Source organism: Streptomyces odonnellii (genome assembly GCF_000981895.1).
GTDB lineage: Bacteria > Actinomycetota > Actinomycetes > Streptomycetales > Streptomycetaceae > Streptomyces > Streptomyces odonnellii.
On sequence record NZ_LATD01000109.1, the window covers coordinates 13,453 to 33,925 of the forward strand.

Here is a 20,473-nt window from a genome sequence, read left to right on the forward strand (position 1 = left end):
CGTCTGCTCGCGGCCGGCTTTTCTTCACGAACCCCTGACACATCTGACACAGCGCATCCGTCCCCTCACTGATCGCCATTGATGAGCGCGAGGCAATCTACGGCAAAGGCATGTGAGGGGATAGGGCCGAACACCGAGCAGCCTGCGCGAACGCGCGGGAGACAGCGCCCGGTTGTCAGCGGGCGGGGCGCTTCAGGCGTGCCACGAACTTGTAGCGGTCGCCCCGGTAGACCGAGCGCACCCACTCCACCGGCTCTCCCGCGGCGTCGAGCGAGTGCCGCGAGAGCATCAGCATCGGCAGCCCCACATCCGTACCGAGCAGCCCGGCCTCGCGCGGAGTGGCCAGCGAGGTCTCGATGGTCTCCTCGGCCTCGGCGAGATGGACGTCGTACACCTCGGCCAACGCCGTGTAGAGCGAGGTGTACTTGACGAGCGAGCGGCGCAGCGCGGGGAAGCGCTTGGCCGACAGATGCGTGGTCTCGATGGCCATCGGCTCACCGCTGGCCAGCCGCAGCCGTTCGATCCGCAGCACCCGCCCGCCGGTGGTGATGTCGAGCAGCCCGGCCAGGGTGTCGTCGGCCGTGACATAGCCGATGTCCAGGAGCTGGGAGGTCGGCTCCAGGCCCTGGGCGCGCATGTCCTCGGTGTACGAGGTGAGCTGGAGGGCCTGCGAGACCTTGGGCTTGGCGACGAATGTGCCCTTGCCCTGGATCCGTTCGAGCCTGCCCTCGACGACCAGTTCCTGGAGAGCCTGGCGCACGGTGGTGCGCGAGGTGTCGAACTCGGCGGCGAGCGTGCGCTCCGGCGGCACCGGGGTGCCGGGCGGCAGAGTCTCCGTCATATCGAGCAAGTGCCGCTTCAGTCGGTAATACTTGGGCACGCGCGCCGTACGGGTGGGGGCACCGCTCTCGGTCTCCGGACCGCTTCCAGTTCCGCTGCCGCCCCCGTCCGTGGCCATGGCCTGCCTTCCCGACTCCTGCGCTGCTGCCGTCACCGGCTCCTCCGTCTGTCGCGGCTCACATGGTGGCACGGTCCGGCCACGGGTCGTCGCCCTCCCTCAGGTGTCGGTCCGATAACGGACACGACTGCCCTTCTTATACACCCTTGACACCCCTAAAGGTCTAGGCCAAGCTCCCCGTACTGGTCTAAACCATTAAAGACCAGGTCCCAGCCCCAGCAGTACTTGTCGTACGTCTTCGCGGTCTTCGCGGTGGGCAGGGGTTGCAGGCATCCCTGAGGAGGGTGGCGTGAAGCGCAAGCTCATCGCGACGGTCGGCGTCGCGGGCATGATGGTCGGTATTGCCGCGTGTGGCTCGGACGACAGCTCGGCGTCGAAGGATCCCAAGGACCGCAAGGAGACGCTGACCGTCTGGCTGATGTCGGACGCCCAGAGCACCTGGCCCGAGCTGGTCAAAAGCGTCAACGACGAGTTCAAGGCGAAGTACCCGAATGTCACGGTCAAGGTCCAGTACCAGCAGTGGGCGGACAAGGCCAAGAAGCTCGACGCGGCGCTCGCCGGCGACAAGTACCCCGATGTCGTCGAGCTGGGCAACACCGAGACGATGACGTATATCCTCAACGGCGCGCTCGGTGAGATCGACCCGGCCAAGTACGAGAACTCGGACACCTGGATCAAGGGTCTGAAGGACACCTGCGCCTTCGAGGGCAAGCAGTACTGCGTGCCCTACTACGCGGGTGCCCGTGTGGCGATCTACAACAAGGACATGTTCAAGGCCGCCACCGGCTCGGACGTACTGCCCGCCACCGAGGCCGAGCTGACCGCCGCGCTGGACAAGGTCGGCACCAAGTACGGCAAGGACAAGGCCTTCTCGCCGCTCTACCTGCCGGGCCGCTACTGGTACGCGGCGCTGTCGTACGTCGCGGCGTACGGCGGCAAGGTCGCCACGTACGACGAGGGCGCCAAGGAGTGGAAGGCCAGCCTCTCCACCCCCGAGGCCCAGAAGGGCATCCAGCACTTCGTCGACCTGGTCAACAAGTACAACCACGGCGACAAGACCAAGGACGAGGCGGACCACGCCAACGTCATGGCCAACGAGAAGACCGCGCTGCTGTACGGCAACGGCTGGGAGGCCGGCAGCGTCGTCGACTCCGCCGCGAACGGCAACCCGAAGCTGAAGGACAAGATCGGTACGGCCGGTATGCCCGGCCCCGACGGCAAGGCCCTGCCGTCCTTCATCGGCGGTTCCGACCTCGCCACCATCTCCAAGTCCAAGGTCCAGGACCTCGGCGAGGAGTGGATAGCGGCCTTCACCAGCGCCAAGTCGCAGGACGTCCTCGCCTCCAAGAACATCCTGCCGAACAACACCAAGCAGCTCGAACCGCTGAAGGCCAAGCCGGAGACCGCGCCGATCGCCAACGCCGTACCGGACGCCTGGTTCACCCCGATCGCCCCGGGCTGGACCGCCATCGAGAAGAAGGAAACCCTTGAGGTGATGCTGCTCGACATCATCAAGGGCAAGTCGGTGGCCGAGGCCACGAAGGCGGCCGACGCGGAGATCAACGAGCTGATCAACCAGGAGTCCTGATCCAGGAGTTCCGGCCCAGGAGTTCCGAACAGGAACCCTGACGAGTTGATCGCCCGGGTCCTGCCCGGCCGGTCTTCGCGGGCCCGCGAAGACCGGCCGGACAGAACCCGCGGGGGGCGGCGGGCCCGACCACGGGCCCGGCGCCCCCCGTCCTCCGGTACCAGGTCCGAACGGAAGGCCAGCACAGTGAGTGCCGCCGACATGAAAGCAGCCGATCCGCCGGTAACCGTAGCGCGGGTCTCCGAAGGCAGCGGCCCTCGGCCGCCGAAGAGCGTGCCGCACAGACCGCGCAAGGCGGGCGCCCTGCTGCCGTACCTTCTGATAGCACCCGCGTTCGTCGCGATCGCCGCCGTCTTCGCCTGGCCCCTGGTCAAGACGGTCATCATGTCCTTCCAGGACGTCGGCCGGCGCGAACTCTGGACCGGGGACGCCGCTCCCTGGGTGGGCTTCGAGCAGTTCACCAACATCCTCGGCGACGGCGAGTTCTGGGCCGTCGTCTGGCGGACCGTCATCTTCATGGTGGTCTGCGTGGTCGCCACCATGGGCATCGGGCTCGGGATCGCCATGCTGATGCAGCGCATGGACACCTGGGTACGGCTGCTGCTCACCGCCGCGCTGATCGCGGCCTGGTCGATGCCCCTGCTGGTCGCGACCTCCATCTTCCGCTGGTTCGCCGACTCCGACTACGGCGTGCTGAACATGGTGCTGACCAAGTACCTCGGAGTGGACGCCCAGGGCCACAACTGGTTCCTCAACCCTGTCGAGGGCTTCCTCGTCATCGGCGCGGTCGTCGTCTGGGGCGCCATCCCCTTCGTGGCGGTCACGCTGTACGCGGCGCTCACCCAGGTCCCCCGGGAGCTGGAGGAGGCCGCGTCCCTCGACGGAGCCGGCCCGGCCGGGGTCTTCCGCTATGTGACCTGGCCGGTGATCAAGCCGGTCTTCCAGATGGTGGCCACCCTGTCCGTCCTGTGGGACTTCAATGTCTTCGGCCAGATCTTCCTGATCCGCGGCAACAAGCCCGAGCCGGAGTACACCGTCCTCGGCATCTACTCGTTCGAGAAGGCATTCGAGTCCAACTCGTTCAGCCAGGGCGCGGCCATCTCCCTGATCACGGTCCTGCTGCTCTCCGGTGTCGCCGTGTACTACCTGCGCCAGTTGCTGAAGATCGGAGAGGTCGAGTGAGCGCCTCCACGCCCCAGGTCCGCACCCAGGACGGTACGCAGGTCCTCCGCCCCGACCGCAAGAAGAACCGCCTCGGCTACAACATCCTGGGCCTGGCCGTCTTCGTTCTGATGGCCTTCCCGGTCTACTGGCTGCTCATCAGCGCCCTGCGGCCCAACCACGAGATCCGCAGCTACGACCAGACCCTCTGGCCGTCGTCGTTCACCTTCGACAACTTCCAGCGGGCCGTGAACCAGCCGAACTTCGGTACGGCCATCCAGTCCAGCCTGATCGTGTGCGGGGTGGCGGTCCTCGGCGGCATGCTGCTCGCCACCATCGCCGCCTTCGCCATCGGCCGGTTCCGGTTCCGCGGCCGCAAGTTCTTCATGATCGTGCTGCTGACCGTCCAGCTCCTGCCGCCGACCGCGATGCTGATCCCCATCTACATCCAGCTCAACGACCTCGGCGGGCTGAACGAGTACTGGGGCGTCATCGTCATCTATCTGGTCTCGACCCTGCCGTTCGCGACCTGGATGATCCGCGGCTTCGTGATCAACATCCCGCCGGAGCTGGAGGAGTCCGCGATGGTGGACGGCTGCAGCCGGATGGGCGCCTTCTGGCGCGTGACCTTTCCGCTGCTCGCCCCCGGACTGGCCGCCGCGGCGATCTTCTCCCTGATCACGGCGTGGAACGAGTATCTCCTCGCCTATGTCGTCCTCCAGGACAACGACAAGTACACGCTCAACGTGTGGCTGATGAACTTCACCACCTCGCGCGGTATCGACTACGGAGCCCTGATGGCCGCCTCGGTCCTGATCGCCATCCCGGTCGTGGCCTTCTTCCTCCTGGTGCAGAAATACATGGCAACCGGCCTCACCTCCGGTGCAGTGAAGGGTTGATGCCGCCGATGACCACACTCGTAAGCAGTACGGACACCCTCACCCGCGACGCCCTCGCCGTGCTCCAGCCCGGCTTCCTCGGCACCACCGCCCCCGACTGGCTGCTGCGCCGCATCGGCGAGGGCCTCACCTCGGTGGGCCTCTTCGGCCGCAACATCGCCTCGCCCGGCCAGCTCTCCGCGCTCACCGCGCAGCTCAGGGCCGAGCGGGACGACGTCCTCGTCGCGATCGACGAGGAGGGCGGCGATGTGACCCGGCTGGAGGTCAGGCACGGCTCCTCCTTCCCCGGCAACCACGCCCTGGGCGCGGTCGACGACGTGGACCTCACCCGGGAGGTCGCCAGGGAGCTGGGCCGGCGGCTCGCCGAGTGCGGGGTCAACCTCAACTGGGCCCCCTCCGCCGACGTCAACTCCAACCGCGACAACCCCGTCATCGGCGTACGGTCCTTCGGCGCCGATCCGGCGCTGGTCGCCCGGCACACCGCGGCGTATGTCGAGGGCCTGCAGAGCGCCGGGGTCGCCGCCTGCACCAAGCACTTCCCCGGCCATGGCGACACCGCGGTCGACTCCCACCACGCGATGCCCCGGATAGACGTGGACTTGGACACAGTGCACGCCCGTGACCTGCTGCCTTTCCGCGCGGCCATCGCCGCGGGTTCCAAATGCGTCATGAGCGCGCATATCCTGCTTCCCGCGCTCGACCCCAACCGGCCGGCCACCCTCAGCCCGCAGATCCTCACCGGACTGCTGCGCGAGGAGCTGGGCTTCGAGGGCCTGATCGTCACCGACGGCATGGAGATGCAGGCCATCGCCTCGACGTACGGAATCGAGCGCGGCTCCGTTCTCGCGATCGCCGCGGGCGCCGACGCGATCTGTGTCGGCGGCGGCCTGGCGGACGAGAACACCGTACTGCTGCTGCGCGACGCCCTGGTCGCGGCGGTACGGACCGGTGAACTGCCCGAGGAGCGTCTGGCCGACGCCGCCGCGCGTGTGCGCGGTCTCGCCGGCTGGACTCTGCGGGCCAGGGGGGCTTCGGAGCCGGGCGCGGACACACAGGAGGGGACCGCGCCCGGCACCGCGATCGGTCTGCGGGCGGCCCGCCGCGCCCTGCGGGTGACGGGGACGGCCAAGCCGCTCGACACCCCGCCCTATGTCGCCGCCTTCACCCCCGTCGCCAACATCGCCGTCGGGGACGAGACCCCGTGGGGCGTCGCGGCGGAGCTGGAGCGACTGCTCCCGGGTACGGAGACGGGCTCGTACAGCGGCGCGGGAATCGCGGGCACGGAGACCGACGCGCTGGTCGCGCGGGTGCTGGCGGCGGCGGGCGACCGTACGGTCGTCGCGGTCGTACGGGACGTGCACCGGCACGCGTGGATGGCCGAGGCCCTGCGCGCGCTGCTCATGGCGCGTCCGGAGACGGTCGTGGTGGAGATGGGGGTGAACGAGGCGGAGCCCTCGGGAGCCCTGCACATCGCCACATACGGCGCGGCGAGGGTCTGCGGCCAGGCGGCGGCCGAGGTCATCACGGGCAACGAGAGGCCCTAAAGCCTCTCTGCGCCTGAGAAAAGACCACAGTCGCCGCCGGTGACGCCGCCCGGCCGCGACGAGGCGACGGTGCCGGGCCACCCCTCACAGGGGCGGCCCGGCACCGTCGTCTCCGGGTCAGATGCCCTGCCAGTCCGGCTTCGCCGAGAACGTGTCGCGGAAGTACGGCGCCAGCTTCAGCTTCGACGCCGCCGCCTCGTCCACCACCACCGTCGCATGCGCGTGGAGCTGGAGCGCCGACGCCGGCACCACCGCCGCGAGCGGCCCCTCGACCGCCTGCGCCACGGCCTCCGCCTTGCCCTCGCCCGTCGCGAGCAGCACCAGATGCCTGGCCTCCAGGATCGTCCCGATGCCCTGGGTGATCACGTGGTGCGGCACCTCCTCGGGGCTGTCGAAGAACCGCGCGTTGTCCGCCCGTGTCTGCCGCGTCAGGGTCTTGATCCGGGTGCGCGAGGCCAGCGAGGAGCAGGGCTCGTTGAACCCTATGTGCCCGTCGGTGCCGATCCCGAGGAGCTGGAGATCGACCCCGCCCGCCTCGGCGAGCGCCCGGTCGTACGCCTCGCACGCCGCCTGGACGTCCTCGGCGGTGCCGTCCGGCCCCATGAAGGCGCTCTCCGGGAGCCCGAGAGGCTCGACGACCTGGCGCAGCACGACCGAGCGGTACGACTCGGGGTGACCGGCGGGCAGCCCCACGTACTCGTCGAGCTGGGCGATCCGGGCGCGCGACGCGTCGACGGCACCGGAGCGGACCTTGGCCGTCAGCGCCTCGTAGACGGGCAGGGGGGTCGACCCGGTGGCCACGCCCAGCAGGGCGTCGGGCTTGCGGCGCAGCAGGGCGGCGATGCTCTCCGCGATGAGTTCGCCTCCTGCCGCCGCGTCCTGGACGATCACAACTTCCACGGTGGGCCCGCCGATCTGACTCAGTATCCGATGTGGTATAGACCAATCTAGCAGGGCTGCCAAGAAATAGGCTCCGCATACGCATGGACAGCATGGAATGGTCTAGTCCACAATGACGCTATAGAGCCTCCGCCCTCCCCGCACAGGAGGGTGGACCGAGGTACCGGCGCTCTCTGCCCTGACTGCGGCGGAACCTCTCCCACGGCCGTACGGGACCGCACACCCGCCGGCCGGGCTGCTCCGGGCTGCGGTGCCGGACGGGTTGAGGGTCCCGTCGCGGCGCCGCGGCCCGCGGGTGCGGAGCGCGCCCCGGGTACGCTCGCCTGTGTGCCCTCCATGAACGACCTCGTACGACAGCACACGGCCCTCGGCGAATCCGACCTCGAGTGGCTGCATCTGCTGGTCTCGGAGTGGCAGCTCCTCTCCGATCTCTCCTTCGCCGACCTCGTCCTCTGGGTCCCCACGCGTGACGGCACCCGCTATGTGTCCGTCGCCCAGATGCGTCCCAACACCGGACCGACCTCCTATCAGGACGACATGGTCGGCCATCTCGTGCCTCGGGGCCGCAGACCGCTGCTGGACGCCGCGCTCGACGAGGGCCGCATCGTCAGGGAGGGCGACCCCGAGTGGCGTGAGGAGGTGCCGGTACGGGTCGAGTCCATCCCCGTACGGCGCGACGGCCGCGTCCTCGGTGTCATCGCGCGCAACACCAATCTGCTGACCGTCCGCACCCCGAGCCGGCTGGAGCTCACCTATCTCCAGTCCGCCTCGGACCTGGCCCAGATGATCGCTGCCGGAACCTTTCCCTTCCCCGGTCAGCAGGTCGACATGGACGCCTCCCCGCGCGTCGGCGACGGGCTGATCAGGCTCGACGCCGAGGGGGTCGTCCAGTACGCGAGCCCCAACGCCCTCTCCGCGTACCACCGGCTCGGCCTCGCCTCCGACCTGGTCGGCCACCATCTCGGCCGGACCACCGACGAACTCGCCCCGGCCCGGGGCCCGGTGGACGAGGCCATGGTCCGGCTCGCCAGCGGTTACGCGCCCCGGGAGACCGAGGTCGAGGGCAGCGGCGGGGTCATCCAGCTCCGCGCGATCCCGCTCAAACCGAAGGGCACCCGCATCGGTTCACTGGTGCTGCTCCGCGATGTCACCGAACTCCGCCGCCGCGAGCGCGAGTTGATCACCAAGGACGCCACCATCCGGGAGATCCACCACCGGGTGAAGAACAACCTCCAGACCGTCGCCGCGCTGTTGCGCCTCCAGGCCCGGCGGATGGACTCGGAACAGGGCCGCGAGGCGCTCAACGAGGCGGTGCGCAGGGTCGGTTCGATCGCGATCGTCCATGAGACGCTGTCCCAGAATCTGGACGAGCGGGTGGAGTTCGACGACATCGCCGACCGGGTGCTGGCGATGGTCGCCGAGATCTCACCGGGCAAGATCGTCTGCCGCCGTACGGGACGGTTCGGCATCCTGGACGCGGAAGTGGCCACCCCGCTCTCGATGGTGCTCACCGAGATCATCCAGAACGCCCTCGAACACGCCTTCGCTCCGGGGGAACAGGGCCGGGTCGATGTGTCGGTGGTACGCAGTGGGGACTCCCGCAAACACCGTGGGGACAGCGCCCGTTCCGATGCCCGGCTGCTGATCACCGTCCAGGACGACGGGCGCGGTCTGCCCGAGGGGTTCGACCCGCACAAGTCCGGCAATCTGGGCCTTCAGATCGTACGGACGCTGGTGGAGGGGGAGTTGGGCGGCGGCTTCGACATGGTGCCGGCGCCGGGCCGCGGCACACGGGTCGCGCTCGATATTCCGGTGGAGCCGCAGAAGTAGCCGAACCAGCCGTAAGGATGGCGGACTTGGCGCCGCGTTGACATCCACGCACAGCGGCGACGTACGCACAGCAGCGAGCCCCGGACCGTGGTGACGGTCCGGGGCTCGGCTCGAAGCTCACTGTGCGATGCGCATCGGGGGGTACTGCGCGCTGCGGTTCGGGGGCGGGTCTATGCGCACACGCTGTACGCTCCGCCGGGCTGAGGCTCGTGCAGGGTGGTTCAGGCGGTCGCGTTACGCGCCCGGTTGCGAGCGGCGCGGCGCTTCATAGCGCGGCGCTCGTCCTCGCTGAGGCCACCCCAGACACCCGAGTCCTGGCCGGACTCGAGCGCCCACTGCAGGCACTGCTCCATGACGGGGCAGCGACGGCAGACGGCCTTGGCTTCCTCGATCTGCAGCAGCGCAGGACCGGTGTTGCCGATGGGGAAGAACAGCTCGGGGTCTTCCTCGCGGCAAACGGCGTTGTGACGCCAGTCCATGGCTGCTACCTCTCTTGGTATTACATGCAGATTGCTTGTGAATGTGAACGCTTTCACGAATCCCCCGACAAGGGAAGGGCCGACCGCCAGACGGACTGGTGTGGTCCTTGAAATGAGGAGGGGTTCTGGTTCTCAGGGAGGCCGATGCTGCGGGCCGTCCCGATCGCCAAGTAGAGATTCGCAAACCTCGGCGGCGGATACAACCCCTTCTGGAAAGTTTTTTTTGATTCCTCGGTGTCGACTAGGTCACAGCCGTACTTCCATGGGGTGGATCCCAGCCTAAACGTTCGAGTGAAAGGAGTTTGGGCCCTTCCACTCACACAATCACACGCAGTGCACGGCGTACGCCTGTGAACGTCACGCTCGTGCGCAGTCCGAGGTGGTCTCCGTCCATCTGCAACGGGAGGGGTGCCTTGGAATGCAAGGTGAAGTCCGTGAGATCATGAAGAGTCACCGCATGGCGTCCATGGGGGCCCCGATCGGGGCTCGACGTCAGCAGTTGTGTCGCGTATCTGGCCACCGCCGGTGTCGACAATCTGGTCAGCCCGAGGATGTCCAGGGCCGCGTCGAAGGACGCTTCGGGAGAGGCGTACAGCGGACGATTGCCCAGGTAGGTCCAGGGCGCGGTGTTGCAGACTATGGACAGGACGAGATCCTCGACCGGGTCCGCGCCGGGCCGCTCCAGAGTGATCAGACCCTGTCTGCGGTGCGGCTCCTCCAGGAACTGCCGTACGACCTGGCGCACATAGAGGGCGTGCGTCGACCGTTTCCCGCGCTCCCGCTGCTGTTCGACCCGGCCGATCACTCCGGCGTCGAAGCCGAATCCCGCGCAGAAGGTGAACCAGCGGGCCGGCACCGCCTCGTCCTCCGTACCGGGTGTCCCGGCCGCCAGTCCCAGACCGACCGTACGTTCGCTCCGCAGAGCCAGCGCATCAAGGATGGCGCCCGTCGCCTCGACCGCGTCATTGGGCAGCCCGAGAGCGCGCGCGAAGACATTGGTCGAGCCGCCGGGGACCACGGCGAGACGCGGCAGCCGGTCCGGATCGGGGCCGTTGTGCAGCAGTCCGTTGACGACCTCGTTGACGGTGCCGTCCCCGCCGAGCGCCACGACCAGCTCGATATCGTCCGAGTCCGCGGCGCGTCTGCCCAGGTCACGGGCGTGGCCGCGGTATTCCGTGGTCACCGCTTCCAACTTCATCTCGCTGGCCAGCGCGTGCATGAGGACATCGCGGGTGCGCGCGCTGGTGGTGGTTGCTGCCGGATTGACCACAAGAAGTGCGCGCATGTTCAGCAGATTACCGGCCGGACGGCGTCGGGTCGCCGCCGGGCGGACCGGGCCTACCGGTCGGTACGGAACCGGGCTCCGGCCGTACGCGAAAGCGCTCTGGTTACCCTGCATGGGTGAGCAGCAGCGAAGAGAACACCGCCCCCGCACCGGCCCCGCGCCCCGCGCGTCTGACCGCGGCGGCCGCCGTCTGCGGGCTCGAAGCCCTGGCCCTGGTCGTCGGCGGGGTGTATCTGCTGGTGATGGGCGTGCTCGGGCGGCCCGACCAGCCCGAGCAGGCGGAGATGGGTGGCATCACGCTGGCCGTGCTCGGTGTCATCCCGCTGCTCGCCGCCCGTGGACTGCTGCTGCGCCGCTCCTGGAGCCGGGGCCCCGCGCTGATCACCCAGATCATGGCGCTGCCGGTGGCCTGGACGCTGCTGCGTGCGACGGGTGCGCTGATTCCCGCCGGTATCGCGCTGGCGGTGGTCGCGGTGACGGGCCTGGTCCTGATCGTCAACCCGACGACCACCGAGGCTCTGGGCATCGGACCGGCTCGCGACGCCTAGCCCGGACTCGGCGGCCTGGGCCGCCCTCGCCGGACAGCCGCCGCCGGAAAAACCCACCGCATGAACGGGCCCGGCCGTTGTCGGCGGCCGGGCGTGCGGGACCGCCGCCGTTACTCCTCCACCAGCAGGCGCTCCCGGAGCTGCGCCAGGGTGCGGGCCAGCAGCCGCGAGACATGCATCTGCGAGATGCCGACCTCCTGCGCGATCTGCGACTGGGTCATATTGCCGAAGAAGCGCAGCAGCAGAATCCGCTTCTCCCTGGGCGGCAGATCCTCCAGCAGCGGCTTGAGTGATTCCCGGTACTCGACGCCCTCCAGCGCCTCGTCCTCCGCGCCCAGCGTGTCCGCCACCGCCGGGGACTCGTCGTCCGTGTCCGGGACGTCCAGCGAGAGTGTGGAGTACGCGTTGGCCGACTCCAGCCCCTCCAGGACCTCTTCCTCCGAGATCCCCAGCCGCTCCGCCAGTTCATGGACCGTGGGCGAACGGCCGTGCTGCTGCGACAGCTCGGCCGTGGCCGTCGTCAGGGCGAGCCGGAGTTCCTGGAGCCGGCGCGGCACCCGTACCGCCCAGCCCTTGTCCCGGAAGTGCCGCTTGATCTCACCGACCACCGTCGGTGTCGCGTACGTCGAGAACTCGACACCGCGCTCCGGGTCGAACCGGTCCACCGACTTGATCAGGCCGATGGTCGCGACCTGGGTCAGATCGTCCAGCGGCTCCCCGCGGTTGCGGAACCGTCTCGCCAGATGCTCGACCAGGGGCAGATGCATCCGCACCAGTTGATTGCGGAGGTCCGCCCGCTGGGGCGAGCCGTCGGGCAGCTTGCGCAGCTCGACGAACATCGCCCGCGCACCGCTGCGGTCATGTGGATCGTGGTGCTTGTCGTTGTGCTGCTCGCTCATAAAGGCCGCCCGCTCTGCCTGCGCCTGCTCCGCCGCGGCCGTCTGGCCGTCAAGTCCGTCCACCGGGTGGGGACGGGCCTGCTGCTCCGGGATGCCCGCGGGGGCGAGCACCAGCTCCTCCGGAGCTTCGTGCCCTCCCCGCGGTTCCCGTGGGATGCGCCCCTCGTCACGCACCGGACCGTCCCCGTTCCTCGTTCCTCACGCCGGCCCGGGTCCCGCGCCGCGCTGTTTGTAGAGGCTGATGGTGACCGTACGGTCGTCCGCCACCGTCGAGTCGACCTTGCCCGCCAGTGCCGAGAGCACCGTCCAGGCGAAGGTGTCACGCTCCGGCGCCCGCCCGTCCGTGGTGGGCGCAGAGACGGTCACTTCGAGCGCGTCCTCGACAAGGCGGAAGACGCAACTGAGGACGGAGCCCGGTACGGCCTGCTGGAGCAGGATCGCGCAGGCCTCGTCCACCGCGATACGCAGGTCCTCGATCTCGTCGAGGGTGAAGTCCAAGCGTGCCGCGAGGCCGGCCGTGGCCGTACGCAGCACGGACAGGTAGGCACCCGCAGCGGGCAGCCGGACTTCCACGAAGTCCTCGGTCCCGGGCTCGCCTGCGATCTGGGACACCCTCACCTCCAAGGTGGCACAAGCTCTTCAGGGCTCCGGAACGGGGGATGTCCCGGAGCCTCGCGGTACGTAGTCGGTACGTAGCCGGTCTGGACTGGCGACGCTATCGCGATCCATGGTGCTGTGTCGCCGGGGACCCCCGTCCGGCGACTGTCACTCATGGTAAGCATATGAACACGGAAAGTGGCTAGTGGTCTGCCGCCCTCAATTCCGGGCTGCCGGGGGAGGGTTGACGTACCCAGCCGTCAGACGATCGAACCGTCGGCATAGCACCACCGCCAGCTCTCACCGGGCTCGAAGCTCCGCATCACCGTGTGCCCCGTCTCCTTGAAGTGCCGCGTGGCGTGCTGATACGGGGACGAGTCGCAGCAGCCCACGTGTCCGCAGACGAGGCAGAGCCGCAACTGGACGGGATGGCCGTCGACCGCGAGGCATGCCCCGCAGGTCTCGCCCCGCGGGGCGGGCTCGGAGCGCGGCAGTTCCGCGATGTGGGGGCACTCACTCATGATGACCAGGTTACGACGCGTGTGAGGACGGTGGGATGGACGTATTGCCCCTGGTCGCGCTGGTGGCGGGGAGCGCGGCGATCGCGGGCGCATCGCGCAGGACACCGGTGGCGGCGCCGCTGCTGCTGGTGACCGCGGGGCTGATCGCCTCGTATGTGCCGGGTGTGCCCGATTACACACTCGACCCGCACATCGTGCTGCCGCTGCTGCTGCCGCCCCTGCTGTACACGGCCGCGGTGGACAGTTCGTATCTCGATCTGCGTGCGAACATGCGGCCCGTCGCCCTGCTCTCGATCGGCTATGTGCTCTTCGCCACCGTCGCGGTGGGCTGGCTCGCCTATCTGCTGGTGCCCGATCTGCCGCTGACCGCCGCTCTGGTGCTGGGCGCGGTGGTCGCGCCGCCGGACGCGGTGGCCGCCACCGCCATCGCCCGCAGACTGCGCCTGCCGAGCCGGATCACCACCATCCTCCAGGGCGAGTCGCTGGTGAACGACGCCACCGCGATCACCGCCTTCAAGGTGGCGCTGGCCGCGGCGGTGGGCGCGGGCGCGAGCTGGGCGGGCGGGATGGCGGAGTTCGCGCTGGCGTCGCTCGGCGGGGTCGGGGTCGGCCTGGTGCTGATGATGCCGCTGCACTGGCTCCGTACGCATCTCACCGAGCCCCTCCTCCAGAACACCCTCTCCCTGCTCATCCCGTTCGTCGCCTACGCGCTGGCCGAACAGGCGGGGGCGTCCGGGGTGCTGGCGGTCGTGGTGGTCGCGCTCTATCTGGGGCACCGCTCCTGGCAGGTGGACTTCGCGACCCGGATCCAGGAGCACGCGGTGTGGAAGATGGTCGCGTTCATCCTGGAGTCGGCCGTCTTCGCCCTGATCGGGCTCCAGTTGCCGTTCGTCCTCGAAGGGCTCGGGGAGTACGGAGTCGGGGAGTCGCTCGTCTACGCCGTCGGGGTTTTCGTGGCCGTGGTGGTGGTCCGCTTCGTCTGGGTCTATCCGGCGACGTTCCTGCCGCGCGCGTTGTTCCGGCGGATCAAGGAGCGCGAGCCGGAGACCAACTGGACCTCGCCGCTGATCGTCGGCTGGGCGGGCATGCGGGGTGTGGTGTCGCTGGCGATCGCGTTCTCGATCCCGCTGGCGCTGGACGACGGCAGACCGTTCCCCGGGCGCAATCTGGTGCTGTTCCTGACCTTCACGACGGTGATCGGCACCCTGGTCGTGCAGGGGCTCACCCTGCCGGTGCTGATCCGGCTGCTGATCCGGGCGCGGATGCTGCCGTCCCGCGACCGGCAGGCCGAGACCCTGGCCGAGGCGCAGGCGCAGAGCGAGGCCTCGGCGGCGGCGGAGCGGCGGCTGGAAGAGCTGCTGGCCGATGAGCGCAACGCGCTGCCCGAACCGCTGGCGCAGCGGCTGCGGGCGGTCCTGGAGCGCCGCCGCAACGCGGTCTGGGAGCGGCTCGGGGCGGTCAACGAGGTGACGGGGGAGTCGGCGGACGACACCTACCGGCGGCTGTCGGGCGAGATGATCGAGACGGAGCGCTCGGTGTTCGTGGAGCTGCGGGACCGGCGGCGGATCGACGACGAGATGATGCGGACGCTGCTGCGCAGGCTGGACCTGGAGGAGGCGGCGGCGTACCGCGAGACGGAGGACTGAGCCCGTCCGGCGGGCGATCCCGGGCGGAAGGGGCAAGCCCGTCCCGGTGCAGGAGACGCATGCCGTCCGGCGTGGAGCCCAGTCTGTCCGGGCGGGCAGATCGAGCCCGTCCGGCGATTGAGGACTGGGCCCGTCTGCCAGGCGATCCCGGGCGGCCCCGGCATGCTCACGCGTTCGGTCGGCCCGGCTCCGGCACCCTCACGCGTCCGGTTCGCCCGGTTCGGCGTCCGGCTCCGGCACCCCCGTGATCACCGCCACCACCGCCGAGCCCGGCGCGAACGCCCCCTCCTGCGCCAAGACGCCAAGTCCATACAGCATTTTGGCGACATAGAGACGTTCCACCGGCAGCCCGTGCCGCTCCTCGAAGTCCCGCGCGTACGCCTCGACCTCCGGAGCCGTACGGGCGAAACCCCCGCAGTGGAACCGGTCGTCGAGGCTCCACCGCCCCGCGGGACCCCCGAACGCCGCCCTCTGGAGGTCCCGTATCTCCCGCTCCAGAAAACCGCCCCGCAGCACCGGGAACCCCACCGCGCGCTGCTCCGGACCCAGCCCGGCGGCCAGCCCCGCCAGCGTCCCTCCCGTACCGCACGCGACGGCCACGGTCTCCGCCTCGCCGCGCAGTTCGCGGCCGAGGTCCGCGCATCCCCGTACGGCTGCCGCGTTGCTGCCGCCCTCCGGTACGACGTACACCGAGCCGGGATCGAGCCCCTCCCGCGCGAGGAGGCCGGCCACAACCGAAGGGTCTGTTTTACGGCGGTACGCCCCGCGGTCGATGAAGGCCAGCCGCATCCCGTCGGCCGCGCACCTGGCGAGCGACGGGTTGAGCGGACGTCCGGCCAGCTCGTCGCCCCGTACGACACCGACCGTGCCGAAGCCCAGCAGCCGCCCGGCCGCCGCCGTCGCGCGGAGGTGGTTGGAGTACGCCCCGCCGAAGGTCAGCAGGGTGCGCCGGCCGCCGGCCGCGGCGGCCCGCAGATTCGGCACCAGCTTGCGCCACTTGTTGCCCGGCAGTTCCGGGTGGATCAGATCCTCGCGCTTGAGCAGCAGCCGTACGCCGTGCCGGGCGAAGCGCTCGTCCTCGGCCGGCAGCAGCGGCGACGGGAGCCGTGGCCGCAGTACGCCGGGATCGAGCGCTTCGTAGGAGGTCATCCGCCCATTGTCGGGTCCGTGGCCGGAGACCGCGCCGTCAGGCCAGGCGGTCGTGCACTCGGGCCCGTAACGACGCCATCGTGAAGCCCCGCGGGTCGACCTTGCCCGGCTGCCACTCCCGGTGCCCGATCACCGAGGCCGCGCTCCAGCCGTGCTGCCGGCAGACGGCCGCCGCGGCCCGCTCGATCGCCTCCAACTGGGCGTCGGGCCAGGGGTCCTCGCCGTCGCCGAGGTTCTCGCACTCGAAGCCGTAGAAGTAGCGGTTCCCGTCGGTGTTGGCCTCGCGCTCCTTCGGCAGCCGCCGCTCCGCGATCACCGCCCGCAGTACGTCGACATCGCCCAGCCCCGCGTGGTTGACCCTGCCGTACCCGACGAGATGGACCGCGCCGTCCTTGGCGATCACACCGTGGCACAGGGGGCCCGGCAGGGCAGTGTGGCCGTTCTTGCACAGCCGTACGGTGGCGTCGGTGCCCCGGGTGACGGTGTGGTGGATCATCACTCCGTGGACCGGCCCCCAGGGCCCTTTGTGGTCGCGGTTGTGGGTACGCCAGTCGCCGACTTCGACGACCGTGAGGCCCTCGCTCGTGAGCGCGTCGAGAAAACGTCCCGCGGACATGGGTCGGGCCATGGCCGACTCCCTCCTGTTTGGCGAACGGAATGTCCCGTACCGCGCTTGTTACCCGAACCCCCTTGTCCCTACTGGCTGTTCGGACCGTGTGCGAGCCGATCAGGACAAAGGGGGTCCTGTGCCCCGTCGGCGTGGATCCAGTCCCACTCTTTTGTGTAATGGCGCGCCCACGCACCGTGCTGGAAGCTTTCTGCTTGCAGGTCAGCACATGATCGAGAGGGAGACTTCATGTCGGTTGGTGACGAGGTCCGCGCAGCGCAGCCGCCGGCCCAGGCCCAGCAGAGTCTGGGCACGGCCGCCGCCCGGAACCTGGCGACCACCACCAAATCGGTACCGCAGATGCAGGAGATCACCTCCCGGTGGCTGCTGCGGATGCTGCCATGGGTCCAAGTGCAGGGCGGCACCTACCGGGTGAACCGCCGGCTCAGTTACGCGGTCGGTGACGGACGCGTCACCTTCGTACAGACCGGGGACCGGGTCACGGTCGTCCCGGCCGAGCTGGGGGAGCTGCCCGCGCTGCGCGCGTACGGCGACGAAGGGGTGTTCGCCGAGCTGGCGCGCCGCTGCGAGCAGCGGGAGTTCGCGGCCGGCGAGACCCTGGCCGTCTCCGGGAGTCCCGCGGACCAGGTCTTTCTGCTGGCGCACGGCAGGGTCGAGAAGACGCGCCCGGGGCCGTACGGAGACGACGCCGTGCTCGAAGTGCTCGCCGACGGCGCGTACTTCGGGGACCAGGCCCTGGTGGATGGGGAGGCCACCTGGGAATACACCGCACGCGCGGCGACGGCGTGCACGGTCCTGACACTGAGCAGGAGCGACGTACTGAACCTCGCCGACCGCGAGGAGTCGCTCCGTACCCACCTGGCCGCGCTCGCCTTCGTACCGCGCCAGCGCACCAACAAGTACGGCGAGGCCGCGATCGACCTCTCGGCGGGCCATGTCGGCGAGGCGGTCGTACCGCACACCTTCGTGGACTACGACGCGTCGCCGCGCGAGTACGAACTGAGCGTCGCGCAGACCGTACTGAAGGTGCACAGCAGGGTCGCCGACCTCTACAACCAGCCCATGAACCAGACCGAGCAGCAGTTGCGGCTCACGGTCGAGGCGCTGCGCGAGCGCCAGGAGCACGAGCTGATCAACAACCGCGAGTTCGGGCTGCTGCACAACTGCGACTACGGGCAGCGGCTCCAGCCGCACGACGGCGGACCCAGCCCGGACGACATGGACGAGCTGCTCTCGCGCCGCCGGGGATCCAAGCTGTTCCTCGCGCATCCGCGGGCCATCGCCGCCTTCGGACGCGAGTGCAACCGGCGGGGGATCTACCCGGACAGCGTCGAGGTCGGGGGCCACCATGTGCCCGCGTGGCGCGGAGTGCCGATCTTCCCCTCGAACAAGATCCCGATCTCCGACGCCAGGACGACCTCGATCATCTGTATGCGTACGGGCGAGGCCGAGCAGGGGGTCGTCGGGCTCCAGCAGAGCGGAATCCCGGACGAGATCGAGCCGAGCATGTCGGTCCGCTTCATGGGCATCGACGAGCAGGCGATCATCTCGTACCTGGTCACGGCGTACTACTCGGCGGCGGTGCTGGTGCCGGACGCGCTCGGGGTGCTGGAGAACGTGGAGGTGGGGCGCTGGACGTGAGGTGAGAGCCGGGGCGCCGGGCACCGGCAGCAGGTGCCCGGCCTCCCCTCCCCATCGGTCCCCGCACGCCACATGCCACAGAGGAAGTGACCGTGACCACGATCAGCACGGACGGGGCCGGCGGGAGCGGTGCGGACACCGCGGCCGAGGGCCATGAGGCCGTCGCTCTGCTGGAGCGCACCCGTACCGCCGTCCATCCCGCACTGCGTTCCACCGTCGAGTCGTTGCCCGTACCGCTGCGGCGGGTCGCGATGTACCACTTCGGCTGGGAGCACGCCGACGGAACACCCGCCTCCGGGCGGGCCGGGAAGGCGATCAGACCCGCGCTCGTCCTCGCCGCCGCCCGGTCCCTCGGCGGCGACCCGGAGCAGGCCGTACGGGCGGCCGTGGCCGTGGAGCTGGCGCACAACTTCACCCTGCTCCACGACGATGTGATCGACGAGGACCCGACCCGGCGGCACCGCGCCACCGCCTGGACGGTCTTCGGCACGCCGGACGCGATCGTCGCGGGCGACGCCATGATGTCCCTCGCCCTGCGGCTGCTCGCCGAGGACCCCCATCCGGTGTCCGCCGCCGCCTCGGCGCGGCTCGCGGCCTGTGTCATCGAGCTGTGCGCGGGCCAGCAGGCGGACTGTGCCTTCGAGCGGCGCGATCCGCTCGATGTCTCGCTGGACGAGTGCGTCGCCATGGCGACCGCCAAGACGGGCGCGCTGCTGGGGGCTTCATGCGCACTGGGCGCGCTGTACGCGGGCGCGGGGGAGGACGAGGTCGCCGCGCTGGACGCCTTCGGCCGGGAGGCCGGACTCGCGTTCCAGCTCATCGACGACCTGATCGGGATCTGGGGGGACCCGGGCCGTACGGGCAAACCGGCCGGCGCCGATCTCGTCGCGCACAAGAAGTCACTGCCGGTGGTCGCGGCCCTGTCGTCCGGCACCCCGGCGGCCGAGGAACTGGCGGAGCTGTACCGGGCGCCGATGGACCCCGAAGCGGTCCGGCGCGCGACCGCGGCCGTCGAGCGGGCGGGCGGTCGCGACTGGGCGCAGCAGCAGGCGGCGGACCGGATGTCCCGGGCGGTCCACCAGCTCTCGCGGGCGGTGCCGGATCTGGCGGCGGCGGGGGATCTGCTGGCGCTGGCGGAGTTCGTGACGCGCCGTACGCGGTGAGGCGGATGGTGTCTGGGGCGTGGGCTGTGGGCCGTGGGCCGTCGGGCGGCTGGCTGACTGGCTGATCGGCTGACTTGCTGGTCGTCCGGTCGGCGGGCCGGGTGACGGATGAGATCCATCCGCACGGCCCGGCGCAACTGGGCGCGGCCGACGGTTGTATGAACGGCTCGGGTTCGCGTTCATGGGCACGACGGGCGACCTGCCCGGCGCGCCGCAGATGTGGCCCATGTGGCTTGAATCCGCCGGAAATTGACCGTACGCCGATGGTTCTGACCGGTCCGTACGACCGACGCGGGGCCGTACGAGGGGCGTGTCCCGCCTTCGGGAGGGGCACGCCTGTCCGGAAGCATGGGGTACTTGTCCGGAAGTACGACAGGAAGCGGTGACCCGTGCTGCGGAGGAAGATCCGCTAGCGCTACAGTCCGCGCCATGACAGCGGAGTCGACGGACACATGGGCGGGTTGGTACCGGGACCGCCAGGGAGCGGAAGCGATCACCCTCACCGCGGGTGGGCGGCAAGTGCGCACCCGAATAAGGGGAGTTGAGTACGAAGGGGCGGATTTCGCCACGCTGGAGCCGGTGGGCGCGGGCGAGGCCCTGTCGTCGTGCGTCATGGAGTGGGACATCCCGCTGCCGGTCGGCTCGGGCAGTACGGTCCAGCAGGCCACGCTCAGCTGTCTGCTGGCGATCGGCGAGCGCGGCCCCGAGGGGCCGGCCGGCCGCGGCCCGGAACTGAGCCTGACCCTCCACTTCGGCGGCGCGGCGTACGCGTCGGGCATCGCCGGCGGCGGCTTCGAAGAGGCACTGGACCGCATACGCCGCCAGCTCCCGGAGGGCATGGAACTGGGCGGCAAGTCCTTGGTGGGAGCGGCCTGAGTGGGCGAGGCCGGTGGGGCGCCGTGGCAGCCGCACGGCTGACCGCGCGTGGCCGGCCCGGGTCGCCGGAACCAGTCGCCTGACCTGGTCGCCGAACCCGGTCACCTGACCTGGTCCTGGGGTGGCTCCGCCGTCCCCTCAGCCCACCGCCCCCTCAGCTC

The 20,473-nt window shown here is 69.8% G+C and carries 19 protein-coding genes; 10 read left to right on the top strand and 9 right to left on the bottom strand.

Features of this window, described 5'->3' with window-relative positions:
* Positions 1 to 175: 175 nt before the first annotated feature.
* Positions 176 to 958: a GntR family transcriptional regulator gene (locus WH07_RS12180; RefSeq protein ID WP_046499313.1), complete on the bottom strand. Its 783-nt coding sequence runs from the start codon at positions 956 to 958 to the stop codon at positions 176 to 178.
* A 289-nt stretch (positions 959 to 1,247) separates the two neighbouring features.
* On the opposite strand from WH07_RS12180, the gene WH07_RS12185 reads away from it, so the two are divergent.
* The 4 genes from WH07_RS12185 (at position 1,248) to WH07_RS12200 (ending at position 6,150) form a co-directional block, all read left to right on the top strand.
* On the top strand, positions 1,248 to 2,546 hold the full coding sequence (locus tag WH07_RS12185; RefSeq protein WP_046499316.1) for a sugar ABC transporter substrate-binding protein: 1,299 nt from the start codon (positions 1,248 to 1,250) through the stop codon (positions 2,544 to 2,546).
* A gap of 186 nt (positions 2,547 to 2,732) precedes the next feature.
* Positions 2,733 to 3,728, top strand: a complete 996-nt coding sequence (locus WH07_RS12190; protein WP_046499318.1) for a carbohydrate ABC transporter permease — start codon at positions 2,733 to 2,735, stop codon at positions 3,726 to 3,728.
* A complete protein-coding gene (locus WH07_RS12195) occupies positions 3,725 to 4,606 on the top strand; it encodes a carbohydrate ABC transporter permease (RefSeq protein ID WP_046499320.1) in 882 nt (293 codons plus the stop codon). Before WH07_RS12190 ends, WH07_RS12195 begins: the two co-directional genes overlap by 4 nt.
* An 8-nt stretch (positions 4,607 to 4,614) precedes the next feature.
* A complete protein-coding gene (locus WH07_RS12200) occupies positions 4,615 to 6,150 on the top strand; it encodes a glycoside hydrolase family 3 protein (RefSeq protein WP_046499357.1) in 1,536 nt (511 codons plus the stop codon).
* Between the two features lie 117 nt (positions 6,151 to 6,267).
* On the opposite strand, the gene nagB is transcribed toward WH07_RS12200, so the two are convergent.
* On the bottom strand, positions 6,268 to 7,050 hold the full coding sequence (gene nagB, locus WH07_RS12205) for a glucosamine-6-phosphate deaminase (RefSeq protein WP_046499322.1): 783 nt from the start codon (positions 7,048 to 7,050) through the stop codon (positions 6,268 to 6,270).
* A 336-nt stretch (positions 7,051 to 7,386) separates the two neighbouring features.
* Here nagB and WH07_RS12210 point away from each other — a divergent pair, with 336 nt between their 5' ends.
* On the top strand, positions 7,387 to 8,880 hold the full coding sequence (locus WH07_RS12210; RefSeq protein WP_046499326.1) for a sensor histidine kinase: 1,494 nt from the start codon (positions 7,387 to 7,389) through the stop codon (positions 8,878 to 8,880).
* Positions 8,881 to 9,101: 221 nt separating this feature from the next.
* Here WH07_RS12210 and WH07_RS12215 read toward each other — a convergent pair whose 3' ends face one another.
* Positions 9,102 to 9,359: a WhiB family transcriptional regulator gene (locus WH07_RS12215; protein ID WP_004937597.1), complete on the bottom strand. Its 258-nt coding sequence runs from the start codon at positions 9,357 to 9,359 to the stop codon at positions 9,102 to 9,104.
* A gap of 316 nt (positions 9,360 to 9,675) precedes the next feature.
* A complete protein-coding gene (locus tag WH07_RS12220) occupies positions 9,676 to 10,644 on the bottom strand; it encodes a diacylglycerol/lipid kinase family protein (protein WP_046499359.1) in 969 nt (322 codons plus the stop codon).
* A 116-nt stretch (positions 10,645 to 10,760) separates the two neighbouring features.
* On the opposite strand from WH07_RS12220, the gene WH07_RS12225 reads away from it, so the two are divergent.
* Positions 10,761 to 11,192 (top strand): hypothetical protein, encoded by a 432-nt coding sequence (locus WH07_RS12225; RefSeq protein WP_198533789.1) that lies wholly within the window; start codon positions 10,761 to 10,763, stop codon positions 11,190 to 11,192.
* 110 nt (positions 11,193 to 11,302) lie between these two features.
* Here WH07_RS12225 and WH07_RS12230 read toward each other — a convergent pair whose 3' ends face one another.
* The 3 genes from WH07_RS12230 to WH07_RS12240 form a co-directional block, all read right to left on the bottom strand.
* Positions 11,303 to 12,247 carry an RNA polymerase sigma factor SigF gene (locus tag WH07_RS12230; protein ID WP_046499363.1) on the bottom strand — a complete coding sequence of 315 codons (945 nt, stop codon included), beginning with the start codon at positions 12,245 to 12,247 and terminating at the stop codon, positions 11,303 to 11,305.
* A gap of 42 nt (positions 12,248 to 12,289) precedes the next feature.
* Positions 12,290 to 12,703 (bottom strand): ATP-binding protein, encoded by a 414-nt coding sequence (locus WH07_RS12235; RefSeq protein ID WP_046499332.1) that lies wholly within the window; start codon positions 12,701 to 12,703, stop codon positions 12,290 to 12,292.
* A 245-nt stretch (positions 12,704 to 12,948) separates the two neighbouring features.
* A complete protein-coding gene (locus WH07_RS12240) occupies positions 12,949 to 13,209 on the bottom strand; it encodes a UBP-type zinc finger domain-containing protein (RefSeq protein WP_046499335.1) in 261 nt (86 codons plus the stop codon).
* A gap of 35 nt (positions 13,210 to 13,244) precedes the next feature.
* Between WH07_RS12240 and WH07_RS12245 the strand changes: the two genes are divergently transcribed.
* A complete protein-coding gene (locus WH07_RS12245; RefSeq protein ID WP_046499338.1) occupies positions 13,245 to 14,855 on the top strand; it encodes a Na+/H+ antiporter in 1,611 nt (536 codons plus the stop codon).
* Positions 14,856 to 15,053: 198 nt separating this feature from the next.
* On the opposite strand, the gene WH07_RS12250 is transcribed toward WH07_RS12245, so the two are convergent.
* Complete coding sequence (locus tag WH07_RS12250; protein WP_046499340.1) at positions 15,054 to 16,004, bottom strand: 1-aminocyclopropane-1-carboxylate deaminase/D-cysteine desulfhydrase; 951 nt, start codon at positions 16,002 to 16,004, stop codon at positions 15,054 to 15,056.
* 37 nt (positions 16,005 to 16,041) lie between these two features.
* Positions 16,042 to 16,632, bottom strand: a complete 591-nt coding sequence (locus WH07_RS12255) for an N-acetylmuramoyl-L-alanine amidase (RefSeq protein WP_046499342.1) — start codon at positions 16,630 to 16,632, stop codon at positions 16,042 to 16,044.
* A 228-nt stretch (positions 16,633 to 16,860) separates the two neighbouring features.
* Here WH07_RS12255 and WH07_RS12260 point away from each other — a divergent pair, with 228 nt between their 5' ends.
* The 3 genes from WH07_RS12260 to WH07_RS12270 all read left to right on the top strand — a co-directional run bounded on the left by WH07_RS12260 (position 16,861) and on the right by WH07_RS12270 (position 20,312).
* Positions 16,861 to 18,273, top strand: a complete 1,413-nt coding sequence (locus WH07_RS12260) for a family 2B encapsulin nanocompartment shell protein (protein ID WP_046499344.1) — start codon at positions 16,861 to 16,863, stop codon at positions 18,271 to 18,273.
* Between the two features lie 86 nt (positions 18,274 to 18,359).
* Positions 18,360 to 19,436 (top strand): family 2 encapsulin nanocompartment cargo protein polyprenyl transferase, encoded by a 1,077-nt coding sequence (locus tag WH07_RS12265; RefSeq protein ID WP_408645837.1) that lies wholly within the window; start codon positions 18,360 to 18,362, stop codon positions 19,434 to 19,436.
* Positions 19,437 to 19,865: 429 nt separating this feature from the next.
* Positions 19,866 to 20,312, top strand: coding sequence for a DUF6304 family protein (locus tag WH07_RS12270; protein WP_046499347.1), 447 nt, complete (start codon positions 19,866 to 19,868; stop codon positions 20,310 to 20,312).
* Positions 20,313 to 20,473 lie beyond the last annotated feature (161 nt).